General features: G+C 65.9%; 23 protein-coding genes. 10 read left to right on the top strand and 13 right to left on the bottom strand.

Annotated features, from left to right (window positions below):
* Genes GTP77_RS19730 through mpl form a run of 3 tightly spaced genes read right to left on the bottom strand, consistent with a single transcriptional unit; the run spans window position 1 to window position 2569 of the window.
* Entirely contained in the window at window positions 1-591 is a 591-nt protein-coding gene (locus GTP77_RS19730; RefSeq protein ID WP_371869377.1) for a chorismate--pyruvate lyase family protein, read from the bottom strand.
* A complete protein-coding gene (locus GTP77_RS19735) occupies window positions 588-1190 on the bottom strand; it encodes a YqiA/YcfP family alpha/beta fold hydrolase (protein WP_161073854.1) in 603 nt (200 codons plus the stop codon). The genes GTP77_RS19730 and GTP77_RS19735 overlap by 4 nt, the downstream gene beginning before the upstream one ends.
* Window positions 1187-2569, bottom strand: a complete 1383-nt coding sequence (mpl, locus tag GTP77_RS19740; protein ID WP_161073855.1) for a UDP-N-acetylmuramate:L-alanyl-gamma-D-glutamyl-meso-diaminopimelate ligase — start codon at window positions 2567-2569, stop codon at window positions 1187-1189. Before mpl ends, GTP77_RS19735 begins: the two co-directional genes overlap by 4 nt.
* A 91-nt stretch (window positions 2570-2660) precedes the next feature.
* Here mpl and GTP77_RS19745 point away from each other — a divergent pair, with 91 nt between their 5' ends.
* From GTP77_RS19745 to GTP77_RS19780, 8 genes are all read left to right on the top strand, one after another.
* Window positions 2661-3290: a hypothetical protein gene (locus tag GTP77_RS19745; RefSeq protein ID WP_161073856.1), complete on the top strand. Its 630-nt coding sequence runs from the start codon at window positions 2661-2663 to the stop codon at window positions 3288-3290.
* Complete coding sequence (locus GTP77_RS19750; RefSeq protein ID WP_161073857.1) at window positions 3290-3835, top strand: TlpA family protein disulfide reductase; 546 nt, start codon at window positions 3290-3292, stop codon at window positions 3833-3835. The genes GTP77_RS19745 and GTP77_RS19750 overlap by 1 nt, the downstream gene beginning before the upstream one ends.
* Window positions 3836-3918: 83 nt before the next feature.
* Window positions 3919-4356 (top strand): type II 3-dehydroquinate dehydratase, encoded by a 438-nt coding sequence (gene aroQ / locus GTP77_RS19755; RefSeq protein WP_161073858.1) that lies wholly within the window; start codon window positions 3919-3921, stop codon window positions 4354-4356.
* Window positions 4357-4446: 90 nt separating this feature from the next.
* Window positions 4447-4914 carry an acetyl-CoA carboxylase biotin carboxyl carrier protein gene (gene accB / locus GTP77_RS19760; protein ID WP_161073859.1) on the top strand — a complete coding sequence of 156 codons (468 nt, stop codon included), beginning with the start codon at window positions 4447-4449 and terminating at the stop codon, window positions 4912-4914.
* Window positions 4915-5010: 96 nt separating this feature from the next.
* On the top strand, window positions 5011-6369 hold the full coding sequence (accC, locus tag GTP77_RS19765) for an acetyl-CoA carboxylase biotin carboxylase subunit (RefSeq protein ID WP_161073860.1): 1359 nt from the start codon (window positions 5011-5013) through the stop codon (window positions 6367-6369).
* Window positions 6366-7301, top strand: coding sequence for a 50S ribosomal protein L11 methyltransferase (gene prmA, locus GTP77_RS19770; RefSeq protein WP_161073861.1), 936 nt, complete (start codon window positions 6366-6368; stop codon window positions 7299-7301). Before accC ends, prmA begins: the two co-directional genes overlap by 4 nt.
* 15 nt (window positions 7302-7316) lie before the next feature.
* Window positions 7317-8702: a DUF3426 domain-containing protein gene (locus tag GTP77_RS19775; protein ID WP_228893832.1), complete on the top strand. Its 1386-nt coding sequence runs from the start codon at window positions 7317-7319 to the stop codon at window positions 8700-8702.
* A 9-nt stretch (window positions 8703-8711) separates the two neighbouring features.
* On the top strand, window positions 8712-9653 hold the full coding sequence (locus GTP77_RS19780; RefSeq protein WP_161073863.1) for a carbohydrate kinase family protein: 942 nt from the start codon (window positions 8712-8714) through the stop codon (window positions 9651-9653).
* 81 nt (window positions 9654-9734) lie between these two features.
* Here GTP77_RS19780 and GTP77_RS19785 read toward each other — a convergent pair whose 3' ends face one another.
* A complete protein-coding gene (locus GTP77_RS19785) occupies window positions 9735-10247 on the bottom strand; it encodes a YggT family protein (RefSeq protein WP_161073883.1) in 513 nt (170 codons plus the stop codon).
* Between the two features lie 93 nt (window positions 10248-10340).
* On the bottom strand, window positions 10341-11393 hold the full coding sequence (locus GTP77_RS19790; protein ID WP_161073864.1) for a transcriptional regulator: 1053 nt from the start codon (window positions 11391-11393) through the stop codon (window positions 10341-10343).
* A gap of 147 nt (window positions 11394-11540) precedes the next feature.
* Between GTP77_RS19790 and GTP77_RS19795 the strand changes: the two genes are divergently transcribed.
* Window positions 11541-11912, top strand: coding sequence for a hypothetical protein (locus GTP77_RS19795; protein WP_161073865.1), 372 nt, complete (start codon window positions 11541-11543; stop codon window positions 11910-11912).
* Window positions 11913-12109: 197 nt separating this feature from the next.
* Here the strand turns inward: GTP77_RS19795 and GTP77_RS19800 are convergent, their stop codons facing one another.
* The gene (locus GTP77_RS19800) at window positions 12110-13000 is read right to left on the bottom strand and encodes a LysR substrate-binding domain-containing protein (RefSeq protein ID WP_161073866.1); all 891 of its coding nucleotides are present in this window, start codon (window positions 12998-13000) and stop codon (window positions 12110-12112) included.
* Window positions 13001-13118: 118 nt separating this feature from the next.
* On the opposite strand from GTP77_RS19800, the gene GTP77_RS19805 reads away from it, so the two are divergent.
* Window positions 13119-13403 carry a RidA family protein gene (locus GTP77_RS19805; RefSeq protein WP_161073867.1) on the top strand — a complete coding sequence of 95 codons (285 nt, stop codon included), beginning with the start codon at window positions 13119-13121 and terminating at the stop codon, window positions 13401-13403.
* On the opposite strand, the gene GTP77_RS19810 is transcribed toward GTP77_RS19805, so the two are convergent.
* The 7 genes from GTP77_RS19810 to GTP77_RS19840 form a co-directional block, all read right to left on the bottom strand.
* Window positions 13400-13648: a hypothetical protein gene (locus tag GTP77_RS19810; RefSeq protein WP_161073868.1), complete on the bottom strand. Its 249-nt coding sequence runs from the start codon at window positions 13646-13648 to the stop codon at window positions 13400-13402. The genes GTP77_RS19805 and GTP77_RS19810 overlap by 4 nt on opposite strands.
* Window positions 13649-13852: 204 nt before the next feature.
* The gene (locus GTP77_RS19815) at window positions 13853-14383 is read right to left on the bottom strand and encodes a hypothetical protein (RefSeq protein ID WP_228893835.1); all 531 of its coding nucleotides are present in this window, start codon (window positions 14381-14383) and stop codon (window positions 13853-13855) included.
* A gap of 255 nt (window positions 14384-14638) precedes the next feature.
* A complete protein-coding gene (locus GTP77_RS19820) occupies window positions 14639-15739 on the bottom strand; it encodes a ribonucleotide-diphosphate reductase subunit beta (RefSeq protein WP_187358778.1) in 1101 nt (366 codons plus the stop codon).
* Window positions 15740-15798: 59 nt separating this feature from the next.
* Window positions 15799-18723, bottom strand: a complete 2925-nt coding sequence (locus GTP77_RS19825) for a ribonucleoside-diphosphate reductase subunit alpha (protein ID WP_161073870.1) — start codon at window positions 18721-18723, stop codon at window positions 15799-15801.
* A gap of 386 nt (window positions 18724-19109) precedes the next feature.
* Window positions 19110-20636: a sigma-54-dependent transcriptional regulator gene (locus tag GTP77_RS19830; RefSeq protein ID WP_161073871.1), complete on the bottom strand. Its 1527-nt coding sequence runs from the start codon at window positions 20634-20636 to the stop codon at window positions 19110-19112.
* Between the two features lie 43 nt (window positions 20637-20679).
* On the bottom strand, window positions 20680-22392 hold the full coding sequence (locus GTP77_RS19835; protein WP_161073872.1) for a sensor histidine kinase: 1713 nt from the start codon (window positions 22390-22392) through the stop codon (window positions 20680-20682).
* 1 nt (window position 22393) lies between these two features.
* Window positions 22394-22591 (bottom strand): PP0621 family protein (locus GTP77_RS19840; RefSeq protein ID WP_161073873.1); only part of this gene is annotated, 198 nt, incomplete at its 5' end.

The following is a 22591-nucleotide window of genomic DNA, read 5'->3' on the forward strand; positions in this document are numbered from 1 at the left end:
TTATGTTCTGTTCTCTAAAGTCGAATTGGCCCTTGCCGGCGCCAGGCTCAGCACCTCGGGCAGGAAGACCTCGGTGACCAGCAGCAATCCATTATGGCGCTGGTACAAGCAGCGCCGTGCATACAATATCTGTTCGCCCTGCAGCCCCGCCGCCGCGCGCGCGCGGCGGGCCAGCGGATGGCAGGGGCGCAGGCGCGCGAATTCCAGCTCGCCGCGCCGCACTTGCGGGTCGCCGAACAGCGTGGAGCCGAGCGAGCGTTCGCCCAGCGCGCTGAACAGCGGCCAGTCGCTGGCGTCGGCCGTGGTCGGCACCACGGTGTGGCCAAACACCACCGGCGTATTATCACACCGCAGCAGCACCTCGCGTTCCACCACCCGGCTGGGGCGGTGCAGGCCGATGGCGGCGGCCTCGTCGGCCAGGCACAGCGCGGGATGCTGGTGCAGCTTCTGCACGCGGAAGGCGCGGCTGTGCGCTTTCAGTTTATTCGTCAGCGAGCCGCCGCCGGTGAGCCAGTGGCGCATGGCCTCCGGCGCGTTGACGGCGATTGCGTGGCTGTGCCAGTTCGCAAGACGCAGCGAACGGCCCTTCACAGGGAACCGCCGGTTCCGGGACGCGCATCGCAAAATTCCAGCACGCTCTCTATATAGTCGGCAAATTCGCTGATGCCGTGGTCGCTGCCCTGTATCACGTGCTGGCGCGCGCCTTGATAGTGCGCCACCATGTCGCGGTAGTCCAGCACTTCGTCGCCGGTGGCGGCGATCAGGTAGTAGCGCTCGGGCCGCGTGATGCGCGCCACGTCGAGCGCGCGCAGCTCGTCTATATATTCCGCCTTGAATTCAAACGGCTCGTCGGAGTGGAACTGCGTGGTCACGCCGACGTGCTTCTGCAAGTCCTGGCGCGGCACAATGGCCGGGTTGAGCAGCACCGCGCGGCAGCCCAGGCGTTCGGCCAGCCAGGTGGCGTAGTAGCCGCCCAGCGAGGAGCCGACCACGGTAAGCTCGTCGGCCAGCTGCTGGGCGGGCACGCCGTCCAGCAGGGACAGCGCCAGCTCCATGGCCAGCCTGGGCGAGGCGGGCAGCTGCGGGCAGAGGTATTCCGCGCTGCGGCCCAGCGCGGCCATGCGCTCGCCCATCAGCCGCGCTTTCATCGACTGCGGCGAGGAGCGGAATCCGTGCAGGTACAAAATCATCGGGCCAGCGCCTCCAGCAGCTTCTGGTGCACGCCGCCGAAGCCGCCGTTGCTCATGACGACGATATGGTCGCCCGGCTGCGCCTGCGCAACAATGGCCTCCACCATGACGGCGATGTCGTCGTAGGCGCTGGCGATGGCGCCCATGGGCGCGAGCGCCGCGCCCAGGCTCCAGCCCAGCGCTTTTTCGCTGCCGAAGCCGAACACCAGGTCGGCCTCCGCCAAGCTGCCGGGCAAGGCGTCCTTCATGGCGCCCAGCTTCATGGTGTTGGAGCGCGGCTCCAGCACGGCGAGGATGCGTCCGGCCTTGGCGCCGTCGTGGCGCAGCTTCTGGCGCAGGCCGCCCACGGTGGTGGCGATGGCGGTCGGATGGTGGGCGAAGTCGTCGTAGACGGTGACGCCCTTGACCACGCCGCGCACTTCCATGCGACGCTTGACGCTGACGAAGCGCGCCAGCGACTCGGCCGCCTGCGCGATCGGCACGCCGACGTGGCGCGCGGCGGCGATGGCGGCCAGCGCGTTGGAGCGGTTGTGCTTGCCGGTCAGCTCCCATTGCACCTTGCCCGCCGTCTCGCCGTTGAAGACGACGTCGAAACTGCCGTCTTCGTATTCCTTCAGCGTCCAATTGGCGCCGTCCGCGCCGCCGAAGCTTTCCTTCTCGCTCCAGCAGCCGCGCTTGAGCACGCGCTCGAGCGCAGCCTCGTCGGCGTTGGCGATAACGCGGCCGATGCCGGGCACGGTGCGCACCAGGTGGTGGAATTGGGTTTCGATGGCGCCCAGATCGGGGAAGATGTCGGCGTGATCGTATTCCAGGTTGTTCAGCACGGCCGTCTTGGCGTGGTAGTGCACGAACTTGCTGCGCTTGTCGAAGAAGGCGGTGTCGTATTCGTCCGCTTCGATGACGAAGAAGTCGGAATCGACGCCTTTGCCCGACAGTCGCGCCGAGATGCCGAAGTTCATCGGCACGCCGCCGATCAGGAAGCCGGGCGCGTAGCCGGCGTCTTCCAGTATCCAGGCCAGCATGGCCGAGGTGGTGGTCTTGCCGTGCGTGCCGGCCACGGCCAGCACCCACTTGTTGCGCAGGATGTGTTCGCCCATCCACTGCGGGCCGGACACATAAGGCAGGCTGCGGTTCAGGATTTCTTCCACCAGCGGATTGCCGCGCGAAACGACGTTGCCTATTACATACAGGTCCGGGTTGAGCGCCACCTGTTCCGGGCCGAAGCCCTGTATCAGTTCGATGCCCTGGGCTTCGAGCTGGGTGCTCATCGGCGGGTAGACGTTGGCGTCGCAGCCGGTGACGCGGTGGCCCGCCTCCTTGGCCAGCACGGCCAGGCCGCCCATAAAGGTGCCGCAAATACCGAGTATATGAATATGCATGTTGAGAGTGCTTGGGGAACACGAACAGTCTGTCAGGACGGTGATTTTACCTGACGCGTGGCCTCTTCCGGTTCAGAGTATGATCTCGGACATGACGCCTCCCCCAAACGATGACATTCAGCTATTGCGCGCGCAGATCGCGGCGGCCGCCGCGCGCCTGATCGCGGCCGACGGCGCCGACTACGGCACGGCCAAGCGCAAGGCGGCGCGCCAGGTGCTGGGCGAACAGGCCAGCGCCAACACCGGCGTGCTGCCGGACAACCACCAGATCGAGGACGAGGTGCGGCTGTACCACGCGCTGTTCAACGCGGACACCCAGCCGGCCCGCCTGTTCCGCCTGCGCACGGTAGCGCTGCAGGTGATGGAAGCGCTGGAGCAGTACAATCCCTTCCTGACCGGCGCCGTGCTGAACGGCACCGCCGGGCCGCACGATGACATCCATTTGCAGCTGTTTGCCGACAGCGCCAAGGAAGTGGAGATCTTCTTGTTAAATAAGAACGTCAATATCGACTTGTCGGAAACGCCGCACTTCAAGGGGCCGCGCTACGAGCCGGTGGAGACGGTCAGCTTCCTGTGGCACAAGGAGGGCGTGCACGCGGCGCTGTATGAACTGGACGATATGCGCGGCGCGCTGAAGGCCCGCAGCGACGGCAAACCGTTGCGCGCCGACATCGCCGGCGTGCGCGCGCTATTAATAATGAGTACTCACCAAGAAACATAATGTCGAAAAAGAACTATCTCGTATATGCCGCGATTGCTATCGCCTGCGGCGGCGCCGGCGTGTGGGCCAGCCTGCACAACAAGCAGCCTGCCGCCGTGGCTGCGGCGCCGGGCGCGCCGCTGGCGGCCCCGGTGGCGGCGCTGTTCCAGCAGAAGCTGAAGGACGGCAAGGGCGTGGAGCAGGCGCTGGCGCAATGGCAGGGCAAGCCGCTGGTGGTCAACTTCTGGGCCACCTGGTGCGGTCCCTGCGTGGAAGAGATGCCGGAACTGTCCGCGCTGCAGGGCGAGCAGGCCGGCAAGGGCCTGCAAATCATCGGCATCGGCATCGATAGCCCCTCAAACATCGCCGAATTCGCGGAAAAACACAAAATCGCCTATCCTGTGTACGTGGGCGGCATGAGCGGCACGGATTTGTCGCGCCAGCTGGGCAACGCCCATGGCGGCCTGCCGTTTACCGTGCTGATAGGCGCCAACGGCCAGGTGAAAAAGACCTATCTGGGCCGCCTGAAGTTCGATGAGCTGCGTGCAGATCTTGCAAGTATGTAAGAAAATCGGCAATATATTTTTACTTGCCAAGGGTCGCTGTTGACGGCAAAATGCGAAACTTTCGCGGAAATTGGTCTGGACACATGGCAAAAAAACTCCTGTTGCTGAATGGCCCCAACCTGAATTTGCTGGGGACGCGCGAGCCCGAAGTGTATGGCCATGACACGCTGGCCGACGTGGAACGGGCGGCGCAGGCGCAGGCGGCGGCGGCTGGCGCGGAGCTGGCCAGTTTCCAGAGCAACCACGAGGGCGCGCTGATCGACCGCATCCACGCCGCGCGCGGCGAGGGGGTGGACGCCATCGTGATTAATCCGGGTGGTTTGACGCACACCAGCGTGGCCCTGCGCGATGCGCTGGCCGGGGTGGCGATACCGTTTATTGAAGTCCATATTTCGAACATTTACCGGCGCGAGGAATTCCGCCACCATTCATTTCTCAGCGCGGTCGCGCAAGGAACGATCTGCGGACTGGGCATAGACGGGTATCGCTTAGCCATCGACTTTGCCCTTAAAATCCGTTAATCTACGCGATCTGCGCGCATTTATCGCGGCGACGCCCCACAAAGGCTTGCTGCCCACAATCACATAACAAAGATACACAGGGAGTCTCAGATGGATCTACGCAAGCTCAAGACGTTGATAGACCTGGTCGCTGAATCGGATATCGCGGAGCTGGAAGTGACGGAAGGCGAGAGCAAGGTACGCATCGTCAAATCGTCGGCCATGCCGCAAAACCAAGTGGTGATGATGCAGCCGCAAGGCATGCAGCCACAATACCAGCACGCCGCCGCGCCGATGGCGCCGGCCCCGGTCGCCAGCGTCCCGGCTGCCCCCGCTGAGCCTACCGGCCACGTGGTCAAGTCGCCCATGGTGGGCACCTTCTACCGTTCGTCCGCCCCCGGCGCGGCGGCCTTCGTCGAAGTGGGCCAGTCCATCAAGGAAGGCGACACCCTGTGCATCATCGAAGCGATGAAGCTGCTCAACGAAATCGACGCGGACGTGTCCGGCGTTGTGACCCAGATCCTGGTGGAAAACGGCCAGCCGGTCGAGTTCGGCCAACCCCTGTTTGTGATCGGCTAAATCGGACCCGCGGCCGTGGACGCATCCGCCGGCCGCTCCGATCTTCCGCACTCTCTCATCCTGGAGCAGCCGCTCCCCACAAACACAGAACCTGCCATGTTTGAAAAAATCCTCATTGCCAACCGCGGTGAAATCGCGCTGCGCATTCAGCGCGCCTGCCGAGAAATGGGCATCAAGACGGTGGTGGTCCACTCCGAAGCCGACAAGGACGCCAAGTACGTGAAGCTGGCCGACGAGTCGGTCTGCATCGGCCCGGCCTCCTCCGCCCTGAGCTATCTGAACATGCCGGCCATTATCAGCGCTGCTGAAGTGACCGACGCCGAGGCCATCCATCCGGGCTACGGCTTCCTGTCGGAGAACGCCAACTTCGCCGAGCGCGTGGAGAAATCCGGCTTCGTGTTCATCGGCCCGCGCGCCGAGTCGATCCGCATGATGGGCGACAAGGTGTCGGCCAAGCAAGCCATGATCAAGGCCGGCGTGCCCTGCGTGCCCGGTTCGGACGGCGCGCTGCCGGACGACCCGAAAGCCATCGTGCAGATCGCGCGCAAGGTCGGCTACCCGGTCATTATCAAGGCGGCCGGCGGCGGCGGCGGACGCGGCATGCGCGTGGTGCACACCGAGGCGGCCCTGATCAACGCGGTGCAGATGACCAAGGCGGAAGCCGGCGCCGCGTTCGGCAATCCGGAAGTCTACATGGAGAAATACCTGGAGAATCCGCGCCACGTGGAGATCCAGATCCTGGCCGACGAGCACAAGAACGCCGTCTGGCTGGGCGAGCGCGACTGCTCGATGCAGCGCCGCCACCAGAAGGTGATCGAGGAAGCGCCGGCGCCGGGCATTCCGCGCAAGCTGATCGAGAAGATCGGCGACCGCTGCGCCGAAGCGTGCCGCAAGATCGGCTACCGCGGCGCGGGCACCTTCGAGTTCCTGTATGAGAACGGCGAGTTCTACTTCATCGAGATGAACACCCGCGTGCAGGTGGAGCATCCGGTGACGGAAATGATCACCGGCATCGACATCGTGCAGGAGCAGATCCGCATCGCCGCCGGCGAGAAGCTGCGCTTCCGCCAGCGCGACGTGATGCTGGCCGGCCATTCGATCGAGTGCCGCATCAACGCCGAAGACCCGTTCAAGTTTACGCCGTCGCCAGGCCGCATCACCTCCTGGCACGCGCCGGGCGGTCCCGGCGTGCGCGTCGATTCGCACGCTTATGCCGGCTACTATGTGCCGCCGCATTATGATTCGATGATCGGCAAGGTCATCACCTACGGCGCCACCCGCGAGCAGGCCATCCGCCGCATGCAGATCGCGCTGTCGGAAATGGTGGTCGAGGGCATCCAGACCAACATCCCGCTGCACCGCGAACTGATGGTGGACGCGCGCTTTATCGAAGGCGGCACCAACATCCATTACCTGGAACAGAAACTGGCAGCGATGCCTAAGGCGGGCGCATGAACTACGTAGAAATCGTCATCGAGGTCGCACGCGACCATGCCGAGGCGCTGTCGGACGCGCTGATGGAAGCGGGCGCCCTGTCCGTCTCGGTGGAAGATGCCGATGAAGGCACGGACGCCGAGAAGCCCCTGTTCGGCGAGCCGGGCATGGAGCCGGAAGAGGCGGCGTGGGACCATTCCCGCGTGGTGGCGCTGACCGGCGAGGACGCCGACCAGGCGGCCATCGTGGCCGAAGCGGCCGCCGCCATCAGCCTGGCCGAAGTGCCGAAGTTCACGCTGCGCGGCGTGGAGGAGCAGGACTGGGTGCGCTTGACGCAGTCGCAGTTCGAGCCCATCCACATCGGCAAGAACATCTGGGTGGTGCCGAGCTGGCACGAGGCGCCGGACGCCAATGCGCTGATCCTGGAGCTGGACCCGGGCCTGGCCTTCGGCACCGGTTCGCATCCGACCACGCGATTGTGCATGGAGTGGCTGGAAGCGCATCCTGCGCCGGGCAAGACGGTGTTGGACTATGGCTGCGGTTCGGGCATTCTGGCCATGGTGGCCAGGAAGCTGGGCGCGGGCACGGTGGCGGGCGTGGATATCGATCCGCAGGCGATCGAGTCGGCGCGCGACAACGCGCAGCGCAACCAGGTCGGCGAGATCGCGTACTTCCTGCCGGACGCATTTGCCGCGTCGGCGCACGCCACGGCGCGCTTCGACACGGTGGTGGCCAATATCCTGTCGAGCCCATTGAAGCTGATGGCGCCGATGCTGTCGGGCCGCGTGGCCGACGGCGGTTCGCTGATCCTGTCGGGCGTGCTGGCGCGCCAGGCCGAGGAAGTGGCGGCCGCGTATGCGCCGTTCATCAAGCTGGGCGTGTGGGCTGAGCTGGACGGCTGGGTTGCGCTGCACGGCGTGCTGGGCAGCGACACTGTTCCTCCGGCCCGCTAAGCTCGCGCTAGCCCGATGGCGCTCGCCACCAAATGCCCCCACTGCAACACGATATTTCGGGTCGCCCACGACCAGTTGAAATTACGTGGGGGCATAGTGCGCTGCGGCGCCTGCAATGAAGTCTTCGACGGCAATGCCGCGCTGGTGGAGCCGGCGCTCAAGCAGCCCGTCATTATTGATCTGCCAGCGGCGCCCACTCCGGCGCCCACCTCCTCCCCTGAACTCGACGCCCTGATCACCACGCTCGACGCGCGCGCCGAGGACGGGGAGCTGGAGCTGGAGGCCGAGCCGGCCCCTGAGCCGGCCCCTGCCCCCGTCATGCCCGGCGACGAGGCCTTCGACCTGGACCTCGACTTGGACGTGGAGCTGGACACCGAGCCGGGCGCCGAGCCCGAGGACGAGCCGGTTCCGGAGGCCGTCGACGCCGCGCCCGCCGCCGAGGAAGAGGCATCCGATGATGCGCTGCCGGCGCCGGAGGCCGAGCCGCCGCGCCCTGAATACCCGCCCCTGTCCGCGCTGGACGATGAAGACCGCGTCGATCATGAAGACCGCCTGGATGCGCCGCTGGAAGACGCCGACGGCCGCCGCGAGCCAACGCTGGATCTGCCCGACGAGCACCTGACCGCCGTCGCGCTGCACGACAGTTTCGAACTGGACGCCTTCCCGCCCCGCAGCGAGGAACGCTCCGACAGCGCAGAGCACCGCATCGAACCCGGCGCCGCCGGCGAGGACGACGATGACGACGTTGTCACGCTCTCCAGCGCCGCCACGGCCGCCGCAGCCGCCGCCACCGGCCCCGCCACGCCGGTCTCCGCCGGCCAGACCGGCCGCGATGCGGACGGCGCGGACGACGACGAACCCGGCTTCGTCAAGCGCGACCGGCGCCGCAAGCAGGTGGGCAAGGCGGCCCGCGTCGCCATGGCGCTCGGCGTGCCGCTGCTGCTGGCCGCGCTGGCCGCGCAGGTGCTGGGCACCTTCCGCAACCCGCTGGCCGCCGCCGTGCCCTCGCTCAAGCCGGCGCTGGTGTCGGCCTGCGCGCTGGCCGGCTGCACGGTGGACCTGCCGGCGCAGATCGACGCGCTCAGCATCGAACAGGGCGAGCTGCAGACCCTGGCCGAGAACGTCTTCAGTTTCACCACCACCTTGCGCAACGGCGCGCGCACCGCGCAGGCCTGGCCGCACATCGAGCTGATACTGAACGACGACGCCGGCAAGCCCGTGCTGCGGCGCGTGTTCGCGCCGCGCGACTACCTGGCGCCGGCGGCCGCCGCTGGCAACGCCGCCGGCGCGGCGGACCTCGCCAAGGGCTTTGCGCCGCGCTCCGAACAATCCGTGAAGCTGTATTTCGAACTAGCCCAGGTCAAGGCATCGGGCTATCACATCGCTGTTTTCTATCCATAAGAACCTATCATGAACCAGACCTCCCTGATCTGCGGATCGCTCGCCATCGACTTCATCATGCAGCATGAAGGCCGCTTCGCCGACAGCCTGCTGGCCGACCAGCTGCACAAGGTGAACGTGTCCTTCCTGGTGCCGACCATGCGCACCGAGTTCGGCGGCTGCTCCGGCAATATCGCCTACAACCTCAAGCTGCTGGGCGGCGAAGGCCGCATCGTCGGCGTGATGGGCCAGGACAGCGGCCCTTACCTGGCGCGCCTGCAGAAGCTGGGCATCTCCACCGCCAACATCCTGATCAAGGGCGACGCCTACACGGCGCAGTGCTTCGTGACGGCCGACAGCGAGAACAACCAGATCAACGCCTTCCACCCGGGCGCCATGTCCTTCGCGCACGAGAACCCGGTGGCCAACGCCGGCCCGGCGCGCGTGGCCATCATTTCGCCCGACGGCCACCTGGGCATGCTCAAGCACGCCGACGACCTGGCCGCGCTGGACATCCCCTTCATGTTCGATCCGGGCCAGCAGATGCCGATGTTTAACGGCGAACAGCTGATCGCCTTTATCGACAAGGCCACCTATGTGACCTGCAACGACTATGAGATCGAGCTGCTGATGTCGAAGACCGGCCTGACCTTGCAGGACATCGCCGGCCGCCTGGAGGCGCTGATCGTCACGCGCGGCGAGCAGGGTTCGGAGATCTACACCGGCGGCCAGCGCATCGCCATTCCGGCCGTGACGGCCGAAGCGGTGCTGGACCCGACCGGTTGCGGCGACGCTTACCGCGCGGGTCTGCTGTACGGCATCACGCATGGCCTGAACTGGGAAACCACCGGCCGCCTGGCCAGCCTGCTGGGCGCGATCAAGATCGCGCACAAGGGCGCGCAGAACCACGTGCTGACCAAGGCGCAGATCGGCGAGCGCTTCGAGGCGGCGTTCGGCTACCGTTACGAATAAAAAAAATGGCGGGTTACGGCCTTTGGCCTAACCCGCCCTACGCAGTGACAAGATGCAGGTGCGGCGCGAGCCGCACTTTTTTTATCGGCCGAACAGCATGCCCAGCACCAGCTGCGCGATCTGCAGCAGGATCAGGGCCACCAGCAGCGACAGGTCGAGATTGCCCACCAGCGGCACCACCTTGCGCAGGGGGCGCAGCAGCGGCTCGTTGAGGGCGCGGATGAAGGGTGCCAGCGGCGCGTGCGGGTTGACCCAGCTGAAGATGGCTTCGATCACCAGCATGGCCATGAAGCCGTACAGTATCCACTGCAGGAAGCGGTACAGCGCCGCCAGCAGCACGGTCTGCCACGCGGCGCCGACGAAGAACAGCACCGAGGTGGCCAGGAACACGATCAGGAAGGCGCCGATCAGGCTGGCCCAGTCGAAGCCGCCCACCCCCGGGACCACCCGGCGCAGGGGGCGCACCAGCCAGTCGGATAATTGGAAAGTGAATTGCGCCACCGACGACGGCGGACGCACGCGGATGGCTTGCATCCAGAAACGCAACAACAGGACAGCGCCGAGCAAACCGGCGACGGTGTCCACTATCAGCATGACGATACTAAGCACGGGCTCCCTCCATAAAAAAACCGCTGTGTGATTGTCTCACACAGCGGCCTTGCCTCATAAGGCTAGCGACGACTCAGCTCAGGATGGACGGGTGCTGGTCGGGAATGGCCAGGCGGCGGCCGGGGTAGGCGCGGTCTTGGCGGCTGGTGCGGCAGCCGGTGCGGCGGCGGCAGGAGCAGCAGCGGCGACAGGCTTGGCGGCTTCCTTCTTAGGGGCGGCAGCTTTCGGCGCGGCTGGCTTTTTCGCGGCCGGCTTGGCCACTACTGGAGCTGGCGCGGCCGGAGCGGCTGCTACCGGGGCAGCTGCCGGCTTGGCAACTGCCTTAACCGCCTTTTTTGCTGCTGGCTTGGCGACGCCTTTCGCCGCAGGCTTGGCTGCTGCTGGTTTGGCGGCTGGCTTGGCGGCTGGTTTAGCAGCGGCTTTCGCGGCTGGTTTGGCTGCTGGTTTAGCGGCAGCTTTTTTGGCGGCCGGTTTAGCCGCTGGCTTGGCAGCGGCTTTCTTGGCGGCTGGCTTGGCTGCTGGTTTGGCGGCGGCTTTTTTTGCAGCTGGTTTGGCTGCTGGTTTAGCGGCGGCTTTCTTCGCTGCTGGTTTAGCGGCTGGCTTGGCGGCGGCTTTTTTCGCTGCTGGCTTGGCTGCTGGTTTAGCGGCGGCTTTCTTCGCTGCTGGCTTAGCGGCTGGCTTGGCGGCGGCTTTCTTCGCTGCTGGCTTGGCTGCTGGTTTGGCGGCGGCCTTCTTCGCTGCCGGCTTGGCTGCCGGCTTGGCGGCGGCTTTCTTCGCTGCTGGCTTGGCGGCGGCCTTCTTCGCTACTGGCTTGGCTGCTGCTTTCGCTGCTGGCTTGGCTGCTGGTTTCGCTGCGGCTTTTTTCGCGACTGGCTTGGCTGCTGGTTTGGCGGCGGCCTTCTTCGCTGCTGGCTTGGCTGCTGGTTTAGCGGCGGCTTTTTTCACCGCTGGTTTGGCTGCCGGTTTGGCGGCGGCTTTTTTCGCTGCTGGCTTGGCTGCTGGTTTAGCGGCAGCTTTTACCACGGCCTTGGCGGCTGGTTTCGCGGCGGCTTTCTTGGCAACCGGTTTGGTGGCAGCGGCTGCTTTAGCCGCTGGTTTCTTTACTTCTTTCTTTGCTTTCGCTGTAGCCATTTTGGTCTCTCCTTCATCTAGAGATGAGAATTACGCACAAGATTAAAACCCGTCCGGCCCCCTGGCCAGGCGAATTATTCATCGGCGCAAACGGATGGTTTGCGCTAATGAATTCGGCACCAGCTGAACTGCTGCAACTCCTCACGTTTGCAGCGCTTCAGCCCCGACGCCGGCGTTCACGGAACAGCCGGCGCACTAAATCTTGTTACGATGTTGGCGGGTGGCGGGCGTGTGTTCAGCACCGGTGCTCCCCATCGCAGCCACATCACGTTTTTGATTTTTGAAGAAAAAACCGCCCGGCCTGGACATTGCCAGGCGAGGCGGTCATCGCAAAAACGGTGTGGTCTTGTGCATACTCGTGCGTGTCTCGAATCCCATTTTGTTGATCGTTTTGCGGGCGCGCGCGGCTCAAAAAACCGCACAAAAAAAATCACGCAAATTCAATCTCGTAAATTACACGAAAACCTTGTCGGTGCGCAACCGGCACAACTCACTTTCGCACTCTTTTTTGCACGATAGGCGCGCTATCGCACATTAGTTCATCAAATGCGGACGCTGCGCGCCGATTTTTTCGCGCGCGGTGCGTCGCCGATCACGATCACGCGCGTGCGCGAATTGAAAAAATGCGCGCGCGTTTTTTCGATGCGCGGCCAAGGAAGCCTTGCGCGCACAGGTGCGCTTCGGCGCGCATTTGGGCTCTCACTTTCGAGTGCTGATCAGTGCGCACTGAAGTGCTCGCGCACCCAATGCCGCAGCACCGTCGTGGCCGGCCGCGCAGACGCGCGCGCGCTGTACACCAGGTCGTAGCGGAAGCTGGCGAGCGACAAGTCGAACGGCTGCACCAGCACGCCCGCAGCCAGTTCCTCCTCCACCAAAGTCAGGCTAAGCAGGCCGATGCCCTGGCCCGCGATGGCCGCTTGCACGGCGTGCAGTTCCTCGCTGAAGGACACGCCGGTGTCGGCGTCGATGCCGGCCGCGCCGGCGGCGGCCAGCCACTGGCGCCACTCGACCGCGCGCTCGTCGCCGCGCACCGCCTCGCCCCACTCGAAGTGGATCAGCGTGGCGCGGCGCAGCTCGCGCATGCTGCGGATGTTGAGCAACGGACTGCACACGGGCGCGAAGCGGTCCTCGAACAAGTGCTCGACCAGCAGGCCGGGATAGAGGCCGCTGCCGTAGCGGATGGCGGCGTCGGCATCGGCGTCGAGGTCGACCAGCTCGTTGGACGCGTCCAGGCGCAGGGTCCAGTCGGGGTAGGCATCGCGGAAGGAGCCGGCGCGGGTGGCCAGGCGGCGCGCCATGAAGGCGACGGTGGAGGACAGGCGCGCCACCTGCGCACCCTGCGCGCGCACCAGCTGCTCGATGGCGCGCTCGATGCTGTCGAAGCCGTCGCGCAAGGTGGGGAAAAGCTGGCGGCCGGCGGCGGTGAGGGTGACGCGGCGCGGGCCGCGCTCGAACAGCTCGACGCCGATGGCCTGCTCGAGGTGCTTGATCTGGTGGCTGACGGCGGTGGGCGTGACGTTCAGCTCCTCGGCCGCGTCCTTGAAGCTGAGGCGGCGCGCGGCCGCTTCGAACACGCGCAGCGCGCCGATGGCGGGCAGTTTTCTCATCGTGGCTACGGATTAGTTTTGCTCACCTATATGGTGAGGAATGATCGTTTGCCGCCATGGAGCGGCGTACACATAATGTGCTTCAGTTCATTTTAACTCAGTCATTGAAGGAGATGCCATGCAGCTGGAACAGATCCATACCACGCCCGATCCCTACGCGCCCTACCTGCTGTCGCAGGCGTTCCGCAACCTGGAGCGGGTGCTGGTGGCGGGCGGGTCGAGCTTGCGGCGCGTCATCGAGGTGACCATCTACCTGACCTCGATGCGGCACTTCGGCAAGATCGTCGCGCTGCGCCGCCAGTGGCTCGCGCCGCCCTACCCGGCCGACACCATCGTGGAAGTGGCGGCGCTGTACGCGCCGGAGGCGATGATAGAGATCGAAGCCATCGCCGCCGCCGGCTAGTTCAGCGCGGCGGGGATGAAGCCTTCATCGCCCAGCGCGGGCATGCTGGCGGAGAGGTCGGCCGACTTGGCGGTCTTCAACTTCATGACGGCCAGCAGCACGGTGTGCTCGTCCGCCGCAATCAGGCCGCGCTCGCGCGACACGGCCAGCGCCGGGACGAGGATTTTTTCCTGGAGGTAGCCGTAGTCGGAGGCGGTCGAGCTTGCGTACTTAATTAGTAGCGCATAGGTCAGCAGACGGACCACGCGGCCATGCTGTGCAGCTCGCGCATGAAGCGCTCGCTGAGCGGACTGCCCGGCTCGACGGTCCGCTCTATATCTTGCATGGTCTCTTCTATATTGGAGATCTCACACAGCGTGCCACTGTCCTGCGTACGGCCTTCGACGGCCGACTCCACGTAGTCCGCCAGCGTGGTGTGGTTGCCTTCGATACGGAACTCCGGCGTGGAATCACTCGTCCAGCATCATGTCCTCCTGCCTACGGCGCTTGGGAATGCGTTGTTCAGGCCGCAGCGAAGCTTGGTGATGAACGTGCTCAACAAGGGCAAGCGTGGTTTGCAGAGCGTCGCTCATGGTACGGGCAGCGGCGGCCATTGCCTCAACCGGGGATTGCGCCACGGGCCGCTGCTCCAGCGCCCGCCGCAGCCGGATGGCCTGGGTCCAGTTTCGCTCGCCGTTCAGCCGCACCCAGACGTCGCGCCATGCGTTGCGGCCGTGGCCTGCTACCATGAGGGTGAACTGCCGTGGCGAGACCGGCATGCCTTGATAGAGCAGCTCGTCGCCCATCACCTCGGCGACGTAGCTTTGCTCGCCGTGACGCATCCGGATCAAGCTGCCGGAGGGTAAGAACAACTGCTTCCATTGATAGCCGCACACCGGCTCTGCGGCTGCGCGCTGCGCGGCGATCCAGTGCTTGATGGCCAGCCTGAGCGCCTCGGATACGCTCAGCGTACTGCCGGAAGTGCGCAGGTAGTCGCGCAATTCGATGTGCGCCGCAGGTGGTATGCCTGCGAAATCCCTCTGCCTATCCATACTAATTCCCCTGTCTAATCTTGCCTCGTTTCGCCTATTCCTGTCTATTTGACAGCGGCGAAAAGAAAAAGTTCGTTTTAGGCGCAATTAGGCAGAATTAGGCACACAAATTCGACATGTTAGGCAGAGGGGGCTGCGCGGGCTCACCGCGCCCCCATGAAAAAACCCGGCGCGCGGCCGGGTTTCGGGTGGAGCAGAAACGGATCAGTCCCAGTTCAGGGCGCCGCCGGTCTGGTATTCGGTGACGCGGGTCTCGAAGAAGTTGCGTTCCTTCTTCATATCGATCATCTCGCTCATCCATGGGAATGGATTCTCAGGCTGGTCGAACAGCGTTTCCAGGCCGATCTGGGTAGCACGGCGGTTGGCGATGAAGCGCAGGTAGCCCTTGAACATGGCCGCGTTCAGGCCCAGCACGCCGCGCGGCATGGTGTCTTCCGCGTAAGCGTATTCCAGCTCCACGGCCTTCAGGAACAGGCCCTTGATCTCTTCCTTGAAGGCAGGCGTCCACAGCAGCGGATTTTCCATCTTGATGGTGTTGATCAGGTCGATGCCGAAATTGCAATGCATGGACTCGTCGCGCAGGATGTACTGGTATTGCTCGGCGGCGCCCATCATCTTGTTCTGGCGGCCCAGCGCCAGGATCTGGGTGAAGCCGACGTAGAAGAACAGGCCTTCCATCAGGCAGGCGAACACGATCAGCGATTTCAGCAGCTTCTGGTCGTTTTCCACGGTGCCGGTGGTGAAAGCCGGGTCGGTCAGCGTGTTGATGAACGGAATCAGGAACTCGTCCTTGTCGCGGATCGACTTCACTTCATTGTAGGCGTTGAAGATTTCCTGCTCGTCCAGGCCCAGCGACTCCACGATGTACTGGTAGGCGTGGGTGTGGATGGCTTCCTCGAAGGCCTGGCGCAGCAGGTACTGGCGGCATTCCGGCGCCGTGATGTGGCGGTAGGTGCCCAGCACGATGTTGTTGGCGGCCAGCGAGTCGGCGGTGACGAAGAAGCCCAGGTTGCGTTTCACCAGGCGGCGCTCGTCTTCGGTCAGGCCGTTCGGGTTCTTCCACAGCTCGATGTCGCGCTGCATGTTCACTTCCTGCGGCATCCAGTGGTTGGCGCAGCCGGCCAGGTATTTGTCCCAGGCCCATTTGTACTTGAACGGCACCAGCTGGTTGACGTCGGTCTGGCCGTTGATGACGCGCTTGTCATCGGCATTCACGCGGCGGGCGATCTGCTCGGCAGTGCCTTCGGCGTTGAGTGGTGCGTGGGGTTGCGCGGCAGGCGCAGTGTCTTCGTCCCAGGACAGCATGATATTTCCTTCTTGAATTGGCAAACGGACCGCGCACGCGGCGCGGTCCTCCTATTGTATTACTGGCAGGCTTCGCATTCCTCGAAACCGTCGTCTCCCGGACGCAGGTAGCAGGCGGCGCCGTCTTCCTCGGCGGCGGCAGGAGCCGCCGCGACCGGGGCCGCAGCCGCCAAGGCGCTGGCAGATGCGCCGCCGTCCACGGCCACCGCGTTCAGCGCGCCGGTCTTGGAGGTCGATTTCTCCATGTGGGTCGCAGCGATGGTGCGCAGGTAGTAGGTGGTCTTCAGGCCGCGCAGCCAGGCCAGCTTGTAGGTCTCGTCCAGCTTCTTGCCCGACGCGCCGGCCATGTAGATGTTCAGCGACTGGGCCTGGTCGATCCACTTCTGGCGGCGGGAAGCCGCTTCCACCAGCCAGCTCGGCGAGACTTCAAACGCGGTGGCGTAGATGTCGCGCAGGTCTTGCGGCACGCGGTCGATCTTCACCAGCGAGCCGTCGAAGTATTTCAGGTCGGCGATCATGACCTCGTCCCACAGGCCGCGCGCCTTCAGGTCGCGCACCAGGTAGGAGTTGATCTCGGTGAACTCGCCCGACAGGTTGGACTTCACGTACAGGTTCTGGAAGGTCGGTTCGATGCAGGCCGACACGCCGATGATGTTCGAAATGGTGGCGGTAGGAGCGATCGCCACGCAGTTCGAGTTGCGCATGCCGAACTTGGCGATGCGCTCGCGCACCGGGGTCCAGTCCATGGCGGCCGAGCGGTCCTGCTCCAGGTAGCCGGCGCCGCGCTCTTCGGCCAGCAGCGCGATCGAGTCCTGCGGCAGGATGCCGCGGTCCCACAGCGAGCCCTTGTAGGACTCGTAGTGGCCGCGCTCTTCGGCCAGCTCGGTCGAGGCCAGGTAGGCGTAGTAGCACACCGCTTCCATCGAGGTGTCGGCGAAGCTCACGCATTCCTGCGACGAGAACGGCACGCGCATCATGTGCAGGCAGTCCTGGAAGCCCATCACGCCCAGGCCGACCGGACGGTGGCGCATATTGGCGTTGCGGGCCTTGTCGACCGCGTAGTAGTTGATGTCGATCACGTTGTCCAGCATGCGCATGGCGGTGCGGATGGTCTTCTGCAGCTTCACGTGGTCCAGCTTGCCCTCTTTCATATGGGCCGGCAGGTTGACGGAGCCGAGGTTGCAGACGGCGATCTCGTCCGGGCCGGTGTTCAGCGTGATCTCGGTGCACAGGTTGGACGAGTGCACCACGCCCACGTGCGACTGCGGCGAGCGGATGTTGCACGGGTCCTTGAAGGTGATCCAGGGGTGGCCGGTTTCAAACAGCATGGACAGCATCTTGCGCCACAGGTCCAGCGCGGCGATCTTCTTGAACACGCGCATTTCGCCGGCGGCGGCCTTGGCTTCGTAGCCCAGGTAGGCCTGCTCGAAGGCCTTGCCCACTTTGTCGTGCAGGTCCGGCGCTTCGGACGGCGAGAACAGCGTCCACTCGCCCTTTTCCATCACGCGCTTCATGAACATGTCCGGAATCCAGTTGGCGGTGTTCATGTCGTGGGTGCGGCGGCGGTCGTCGCCGGTGTTCTTGCGCAGGTCGAGGAATTCCTCGATGTCCATGTGCCAGGTTTCCAGGTAGGCGCACACCGCGCCCTTGCGCTTGCCGCCCTGGTTGACCGCCACGGCGGTGTCGTTCACCACTTTCAGGAAGGGCACCACGCCCTGCGATTTGCCGTTGGTGCCCTTGATGTGGGCGCCCAGCGCGCGCACCGGGGTCCAGTCGTTGCCCAGGCCGCCGGCGAACTTGGCCAGCAGCGCGTTTTCCTTGATCGCGTCGTAGATGCCTTCCAGGTCGTCCGACACGGTGGTCAGGTAGCACGAGGACAGCTGCGAGCGCAAGGTGCCCGAGTTGAACAGGGTCGGGGTGGACGACATGAAGTCGAAGGTCGACAGCAGGTTGTAGAACTCGATGGCGCGCGCTTCGCGGTTCTCTTCGCGCAGCGCCAGGCCCATGGCCACGCGCATGTAGAAGGCCTGCGGCATCTCGATGCGCACGTCGCGCACGTGCAGGAAGTAGCGGTCGTACAGGGTCTGCAGGCCGATGTAGCCGAACTGCAGGTCGCGGTCGGCCACCAGGGCCTTGGCCAGCTTGGCCAGGTCGAACTTGGCCAGCTCGGGGTCCAGCAGCTCGTTTGCTATGCCCTTGGCGATGTATTGCGGGAAGTAGGTCAGGTATTCGGCGGCGGCCTTGGCCTGCGCCACTTCATGGCCGAACACTTCCTTGCGGATGGTGTGCAGCAGGATGCGGGCGGTGACCTGCGAGTAGGCCGGGTCTTTTTCCATCAGCGCGCGGGCGGCCAGGATGGCGGACTTGTGCAGTTCCTCGACCGGCACGCCGTCGTACAGGTTCTTCACGGTCTCGGCCAGGATGGCGTCCGAGTCGACGTGCTTTTCCAGGCCGGAGCAGGCGGCGGCGATCAGGTCGCGCACTTCCTGCATCACCAGCGGACGGCGGGCGCCGTTTTCGGTCACGCTCAGCTGCGGCTCGGCGGCGGCGGCGGCGCCCTGCGATTCCTTCTTCAGGCGGCGTTCCTCCATGTGCTTGGCGCGGTACAGCACGTAGGCGCGCGCCACGTCGTGCTGGCCCGAGCGCATCAGCGCCAGTTCCACCTGGTCCTGCACGTCTTCGATATGGAAGGTGCCGCCGGACGGCTGGCGGCGCACCAGCGCGCTCACCACGCCGTTGGTCAACTCCTCGACGATCTCACGCACACTGGCGGACGCGGCGCTCTGGCCGCCGTGCACGGCCAGGAAAGCCTTGGTCATGGCGACATTGATCTTGGACGGTTCGAACGCCACCACCGCGCCGTTGCGGCGGATGATGCGGTAATCGCCCAGGGCGCTGGCAGCCGTGGCCAGGCCGCTGACTGCGCCCGCCGATGCCGGCGCTTGTGGCGCCGGATTGTTGGTGATGTCTTGAGTTGATTGCATTGAAGCTCCCGGTTTAGCAGCGTGCTGCGCGCATGTTTTGTGAGAATAAAGTTCGTCGATTGCCCTAAAGCATCTTTGAACGATTGCCAAGTTTTTTTACTACATCTAGTGAACTGGTCAAATTGTGCCACTAATTGTAGTGAGCCCGTGGGGTCTAGACAAGGGGGAAATTTGGCTTTGGAGCACGAAATTTCTGTTGACTTTTAGGGACGCCCCGCCGTTCAGGCCGTAGCGGGTTAGCGGGCGCTCACCGACCACGCGGCGGCGCCTGGCACCAGCCGCGCCCGCCCCGGGCGCCGCGCCTGCGGCACTGGCGTAAACGCAACATTGCCGCTTCATCCAGACCCGTCCGGGCTGGCAAAAACCCGGCGGGCCAGCATTATAGTCTAAAGCCCGTCCGGCTCCTGGATGTTCAATTTTTGCATCTGGTAGCGCAGCTGGCGGAAGCTGATGCCCAGCAGGCTGGCGGCCTGGGTGCGGTTGTACTGGGTCTGCGCCAGCGCGCGCATGATGATGTCGCGCTCGACCTGGGCCAGGTAGTCCGGCAGATTGCTCGGCAGCGCATCCGGCGCCAGCGCGCCCGGGGCGTAGGCCGGCGCCGCGGCCGGCAGCGGCTGGTAGCCCGACGGCGCGGACGCCGCCGTCCCCGGCGCGCCCTCCTCGCGGCGCAGCTCGGCCGGCGGCGGCACATAGCCGGGCGGCATGTCGCCGGCGCGCCCGCCCTTGAGGGCCAGGTCGCGCACCTCGATCACGCCGTCGTTGGCAAAGGCCAGCGCGCGCTCGAGGATATTCTCCAGCTCGCGCACATTGCCCGGGAAGGCATAGCCGCGCAGCGCCTCCAGCACGCCCGGCCCCAGCACCACGCGCTGCTCGAAGGTGCCCAGCCGCGCCAGGATGGCGTCGGTCAGCACGCCCAGGTCGTCCGGGCGCTCGCGCAGCGGCGGCAGGCTCAGCTCGATCACATTGAGCCGGTAGAACAAATCCTGCCGGAACGCGCCGCGCTCGACCAGCTGCTCCAGGTTCTTGTGGGTGGCGCTGATGATGCGCACGTCCACCGGCTCCTCGGCCGTGGCGCCTATCTTGCGCACGCGCCGCTCCTGGATGGCGCGCAGCAGCTTGACCTGCATGGCCAGCGGCAGGTCGGCCACCTCGTCCAGCATCAGCGTGCCGCCGTTGGCGGCCTGGAAAAAGCCGTCGCGCTCGTCGGCCGCGCCGGTGAACGCGCCCTTGCGGTAGCCGAAGAACTCGGCCTCCATCAGCGCCTCGGGGATGGCGCCGCAGTTGACGGCGATAAACGGCTGGCCCGCGCGCGAGCTTTGCGCGTGGATCTCGCGCGCCGCCAGCTCCTTGCCGCTGCCGGACTCGCCGTTGATGGCGATCGGCGCCATCGAGCGCGCCAGCCGCGCGATCTGCGCGCGCAGCGCCTGGATCACGGCCGAATCGCCCTTGAGCCGGCTGGCCGGCGGCTGGCCGGCCGCGCCCGGCCCCGCGCCCTCGCCCGTCCCGGCCGCGCCGGCCGGCGCGTTCAGCCGCAGCGCCGACTGCACCATCACGCGCAGCTGGTCCAGCGCCACCGGCTTGCTGATGTAGTCGAAGGCGCCCGCCTTCAGCGCCACCACCGCGTTGTCGGCGCTGCCGTAGGCGGTCACCACGGCGATCGGCGTGTTGCGGCAGCTGGCCGACACCTCGCGCACCAGCTCCAGCCCCAGACCGTCGGGCAGGCGCATATCGGTCAGCACCAGGGCGTAGCCGGCGCCGCCGCCGGCCTGCGCCAGGTAGCCGCGCGCCTGCGCCAGGTTTTCCGCGCTGTCCACGTCCAGCCCCATCTTGAGCAGCGTGATTTCCAGCAGCTCGCGCAGGTCGGCTTCATCGTCGACGACCAGCACGCGCGGGGAACTGCGGGGTGCACTCATGGTGTCCTTCTTATATAGTGTGGTGGTGGCGGTCCGGGCCGGCTCAGGCGCCCGGGCGCGCAAACGTGATCACGAAACGGCCGCTGGACTTGCGGCTGCCGTCGGCCTGCGCCGCCGTGTCGAAGCGGTATTCGTAGTCCAGCATGGCTTCGTTATTCAAGCACAATTCGCGCGCCAGATACAGGCCCAGGCCGGTGCCCTTGCTGGACGTGGTGTAGAAGGGCTCGAACAGGTGCAGCCGCACCTCGGGCGTGATGCCGGGGCCGTCGTCCTGCACGTGCAGCTCCAGGCCCGGGCTGCGGCCCTTGCCGCCCACCACGAACAGGCGGATGCTGGCCGGCCCGCCGCTGGCGTAGCGCACCGCGTTGTTGAGCAGGTTCAGCAGCACCTCGCGCAGGTGCAGCGCGTCGAAGCGCACCTGGCCGCCCTCGCCGGCCCCGCCCGCGCGCGCCGCCAGCGCCTCCACGTCCAGCTGCACGATGCCGGGCGCCAGCGCGTGCGTGTCCTGGAACTCGGCCGCCAGCTCGGCCAGGAAGCCGGCCAGCGCCAGCGGCTCGCTGTGCGGCTGCGCCTTGCGCGACAGCTGCAGGATGTCCTCCACCATGCGGTTCACGCGCGCCACATTGTCGCCCACGATCTTGAGCAGGCGCGTGTGCACCGGCCCGTCCAGGTCTTCGCTCAGCAGCGCCGTGGCGTGGCCGATGGCCGACAACGGGTTGCGCACCTCGTGCGCGATGCTGGCCGTGAGCCGCCCCATCGAGGCCAGCTTCAGGTCCTGGGCCTGGTTCTCGATGGCCGTCACGTCCTGCAGGAAGATCACGCTGCGCTCCACGCCCAGGCCCTCGGTCTCGACCGGCGCGAAGCGCACCTTCAAATGCGCCGCCAGGTCGCGCCGCGCGCTCCAGGCCGCCGTCACCTCCTGCAGCGCCGGGTCGGTGTAGGGCTTGATGGTCAGGAAGGCCGTGGCCAGCGCCGGGTCGGCCAGCCAGTCGCGGTAGGCGCGCGCCAGCGGCGCCAGCGCCGGCAGCGCGTCCAGCGGGAAGGCGCTGTCGCCGGCCAGGCCCAGCATCTGCTGCGCGGCCGGATTGCCGGCGTACACCTGGCCGTCCGTGCCCAGCACCACGATGCCGTCGCTCATATGCGCCATCACCAGCCGGTTGACCGACTGCTGCACGCCGATCTCCACGCCGCGCCGCGCCGCCAGCTCCTCCTGCCCGATCAGCTTGGCGGCCATGCGGTTCACCACCAGCACCGCCGCCAGCAGGGCCGCGCCGAACAGGCCGGCCTGCAGCAAGGTGCTGTCGGCGTCGAGCACGGCGATCTGCCACAGCGCCGCGCCCAGCATGAACAGCGCCACCAGCGAGGCGGCAAACAGCGCCAGCACCAGCGGCGCCAGGATGGCCAGGCCGGCCAGCGGGAACAGGTAGAGGATGGCCAGGCCGCTGCGCGCGCCGCCGGCCCCCAGGTAGAGCAGCGAGATCAGCGCCAGGTCGCAGGCGATCTGCAGCAGCAGCTGGCCCAGGAAGCGGCGCCGCAGCTTGGCCGTGAGCACGGCGAAGCCCAGCGCCAGCGCCAGGTAGGCGGCGCAGGCCTGGGCATAGAAATACGGCGCCTGGCCGCGCAGGCCGCGGCTGTCCACGCTCAGGTAGGCCAGCAGCACCAGCGCGATCACCACGCGGGTGGCGTTCAGGGTTTGCAGCGAGCGCCAGAAGGTGTCGCGCGAGGCCGCCGTCAGCGCTTGCAGGCGCGCCGTCACGTCAGGACGCCGGCTGCTCGGCGTGCGCCTGGCTGCAGAAGTCGCGCCCGCCGCGCCGCACCGCTTCCGAGGCCGGGAAGAAGATGCCGCAGTGCGCGCAGCTGAGCATGGTTTCCGCCTCGGCCACCGCGCGCGCGCGCGCCTGGGCCTGGGGCGAGGCGCCCTGGCGGGCGCGCGCCTCGGCTTCGGCCAGCTCGGC

The sequence above is a fragment of the Pseudoduganella aquatica genome (assembly GCF_009857595.1).
Lineage (GTDB): Bacteria > Pseudomonadota > Gammaproteobacteria > Burkholderiales > Burkholderiaceae_D > Rugamonas > Rugamonas aquatica_A.

Excerpts from the sequence above, each read along its gene's own strand:
- GTP77_RS19735 (WP_161073854.1), bottom strand. The coding sequence starts at position 1,190 with ATGATTTTGTACCTGCACGGATTCCGCTCCTCGCCGCAGTCGATGAAA.
- mpl (WP_161073855.1), bottom strand. The coding sequence starts at position 2,569 with ATGCATATTCATATACTCGGTATTTGCGGCACCTTTATGGGCGGCCTG.
- GTP77_RS19745 (WP_161073856.1), top strand. The coding sequence starts at position 2,661 with ATGACGCCTCCCCCAAACGATGACATTCAGCTATTGCGCGCGCAGATC.
- GTP77_RS19750 (WP_161073857.1), top strand. The coding sequence starts at position 3,290 with ATGTCGAAAAAGAACTATCTCGTATATGCCGCGATTGCTATCGCCTGC.
- aroQ (WP_161073858.1), top strand. The coding sequence starts at position 3,919 with ATGGCAAAAAAACTCCTGTTGCTGAATGGCCCCAACCTGAATTTGCTG.
- accB (WP_161073859.1), top strand. The coding sequence starts at position 4,447 with ATGGATCTACGCAAGCTCAAGACGTTGATAGACCTGGTCGCTGAATCG.
- accC (WP_161073860.1), top strand. The coding sequence starts at position 5,011 with ATGTTTGAAAAAATCCTCATTGCCAACCGCGGTGAAATCGCGCTGCGC.
- prmA (WP_161073861.1), top strand. The coding sequence starts at position 6,366 with ATGAACTACGTAGAAATCGTCATCGAGGTCGCACGCGACCATGCCGAG.
- GTP77_RS19775 (WP_228893832.1), top strand. The coding sequence starts at position 7,317 with ATGGCGCTCGCCACCAAATGCCCCCACTGCAACACGATATTTCGGGTC.
- GTP77_RS19780 (WP_161073863.1), top strand. The coding sequence starts at position 8,712 with ATGAACCAGACCTCCCTGATCTGCGGATCGCTCGCCATCGACTTCATC.
- GTP77_RS19785 (WP_161073883.1), bottom strand. The coding sequence starts at position 10,247 with ATGCTGATAGTGGACACCGTCGCCGGTTTGCTCGGCGCTGTCCTGTTG.
- GTP77_RS19790 (WP_161073864.1), bottom strand. The coding sequence starts at position 11,393 with ATGGCTACAGCGAAAGCAAAGAAAGAAGTAAAGAAACCAGCGGCTAAA.
- GTP77_RS19800 (WP_161073866.1), bottom strand. The coding sequence starts at position 13,000 with ATGAGAAAACTGCCCGCCATCGGCGCGCTGCGCGTGTTCGAAGCGGCC.
- GTP77_RS19805 (WP_161073867.1), top strand. The coding sequence starts at position 13,119 with ATGCAGCTGGAACAGATCCATACCACGCCCGATCCCTACGCGCCCTAC.
- GTP77_RS19820 (WP_187358778.1), bottom strand. The coding sequence starts at position 15,739 with ATGCTGTCCTGGGACGAAGACACTGCGCCTGCCGCGCAACCCCACGCA.
- GTP77_RS19825 (WP_161073870.1), bottom strand. The coding sequence starts at position 18,723 with ATGCAATCAACTCAAGACATCACCAACAATCCGGCGCCACAAGCGCCG.
- GTP77_RS19830 (WP_161073871.1), bottom strand. The coding sequence starts at position 20,636 with ATGAGTGCACCCCGCAGTTCCCCGCGCGTGCTGGTCGTCGACGATGAA.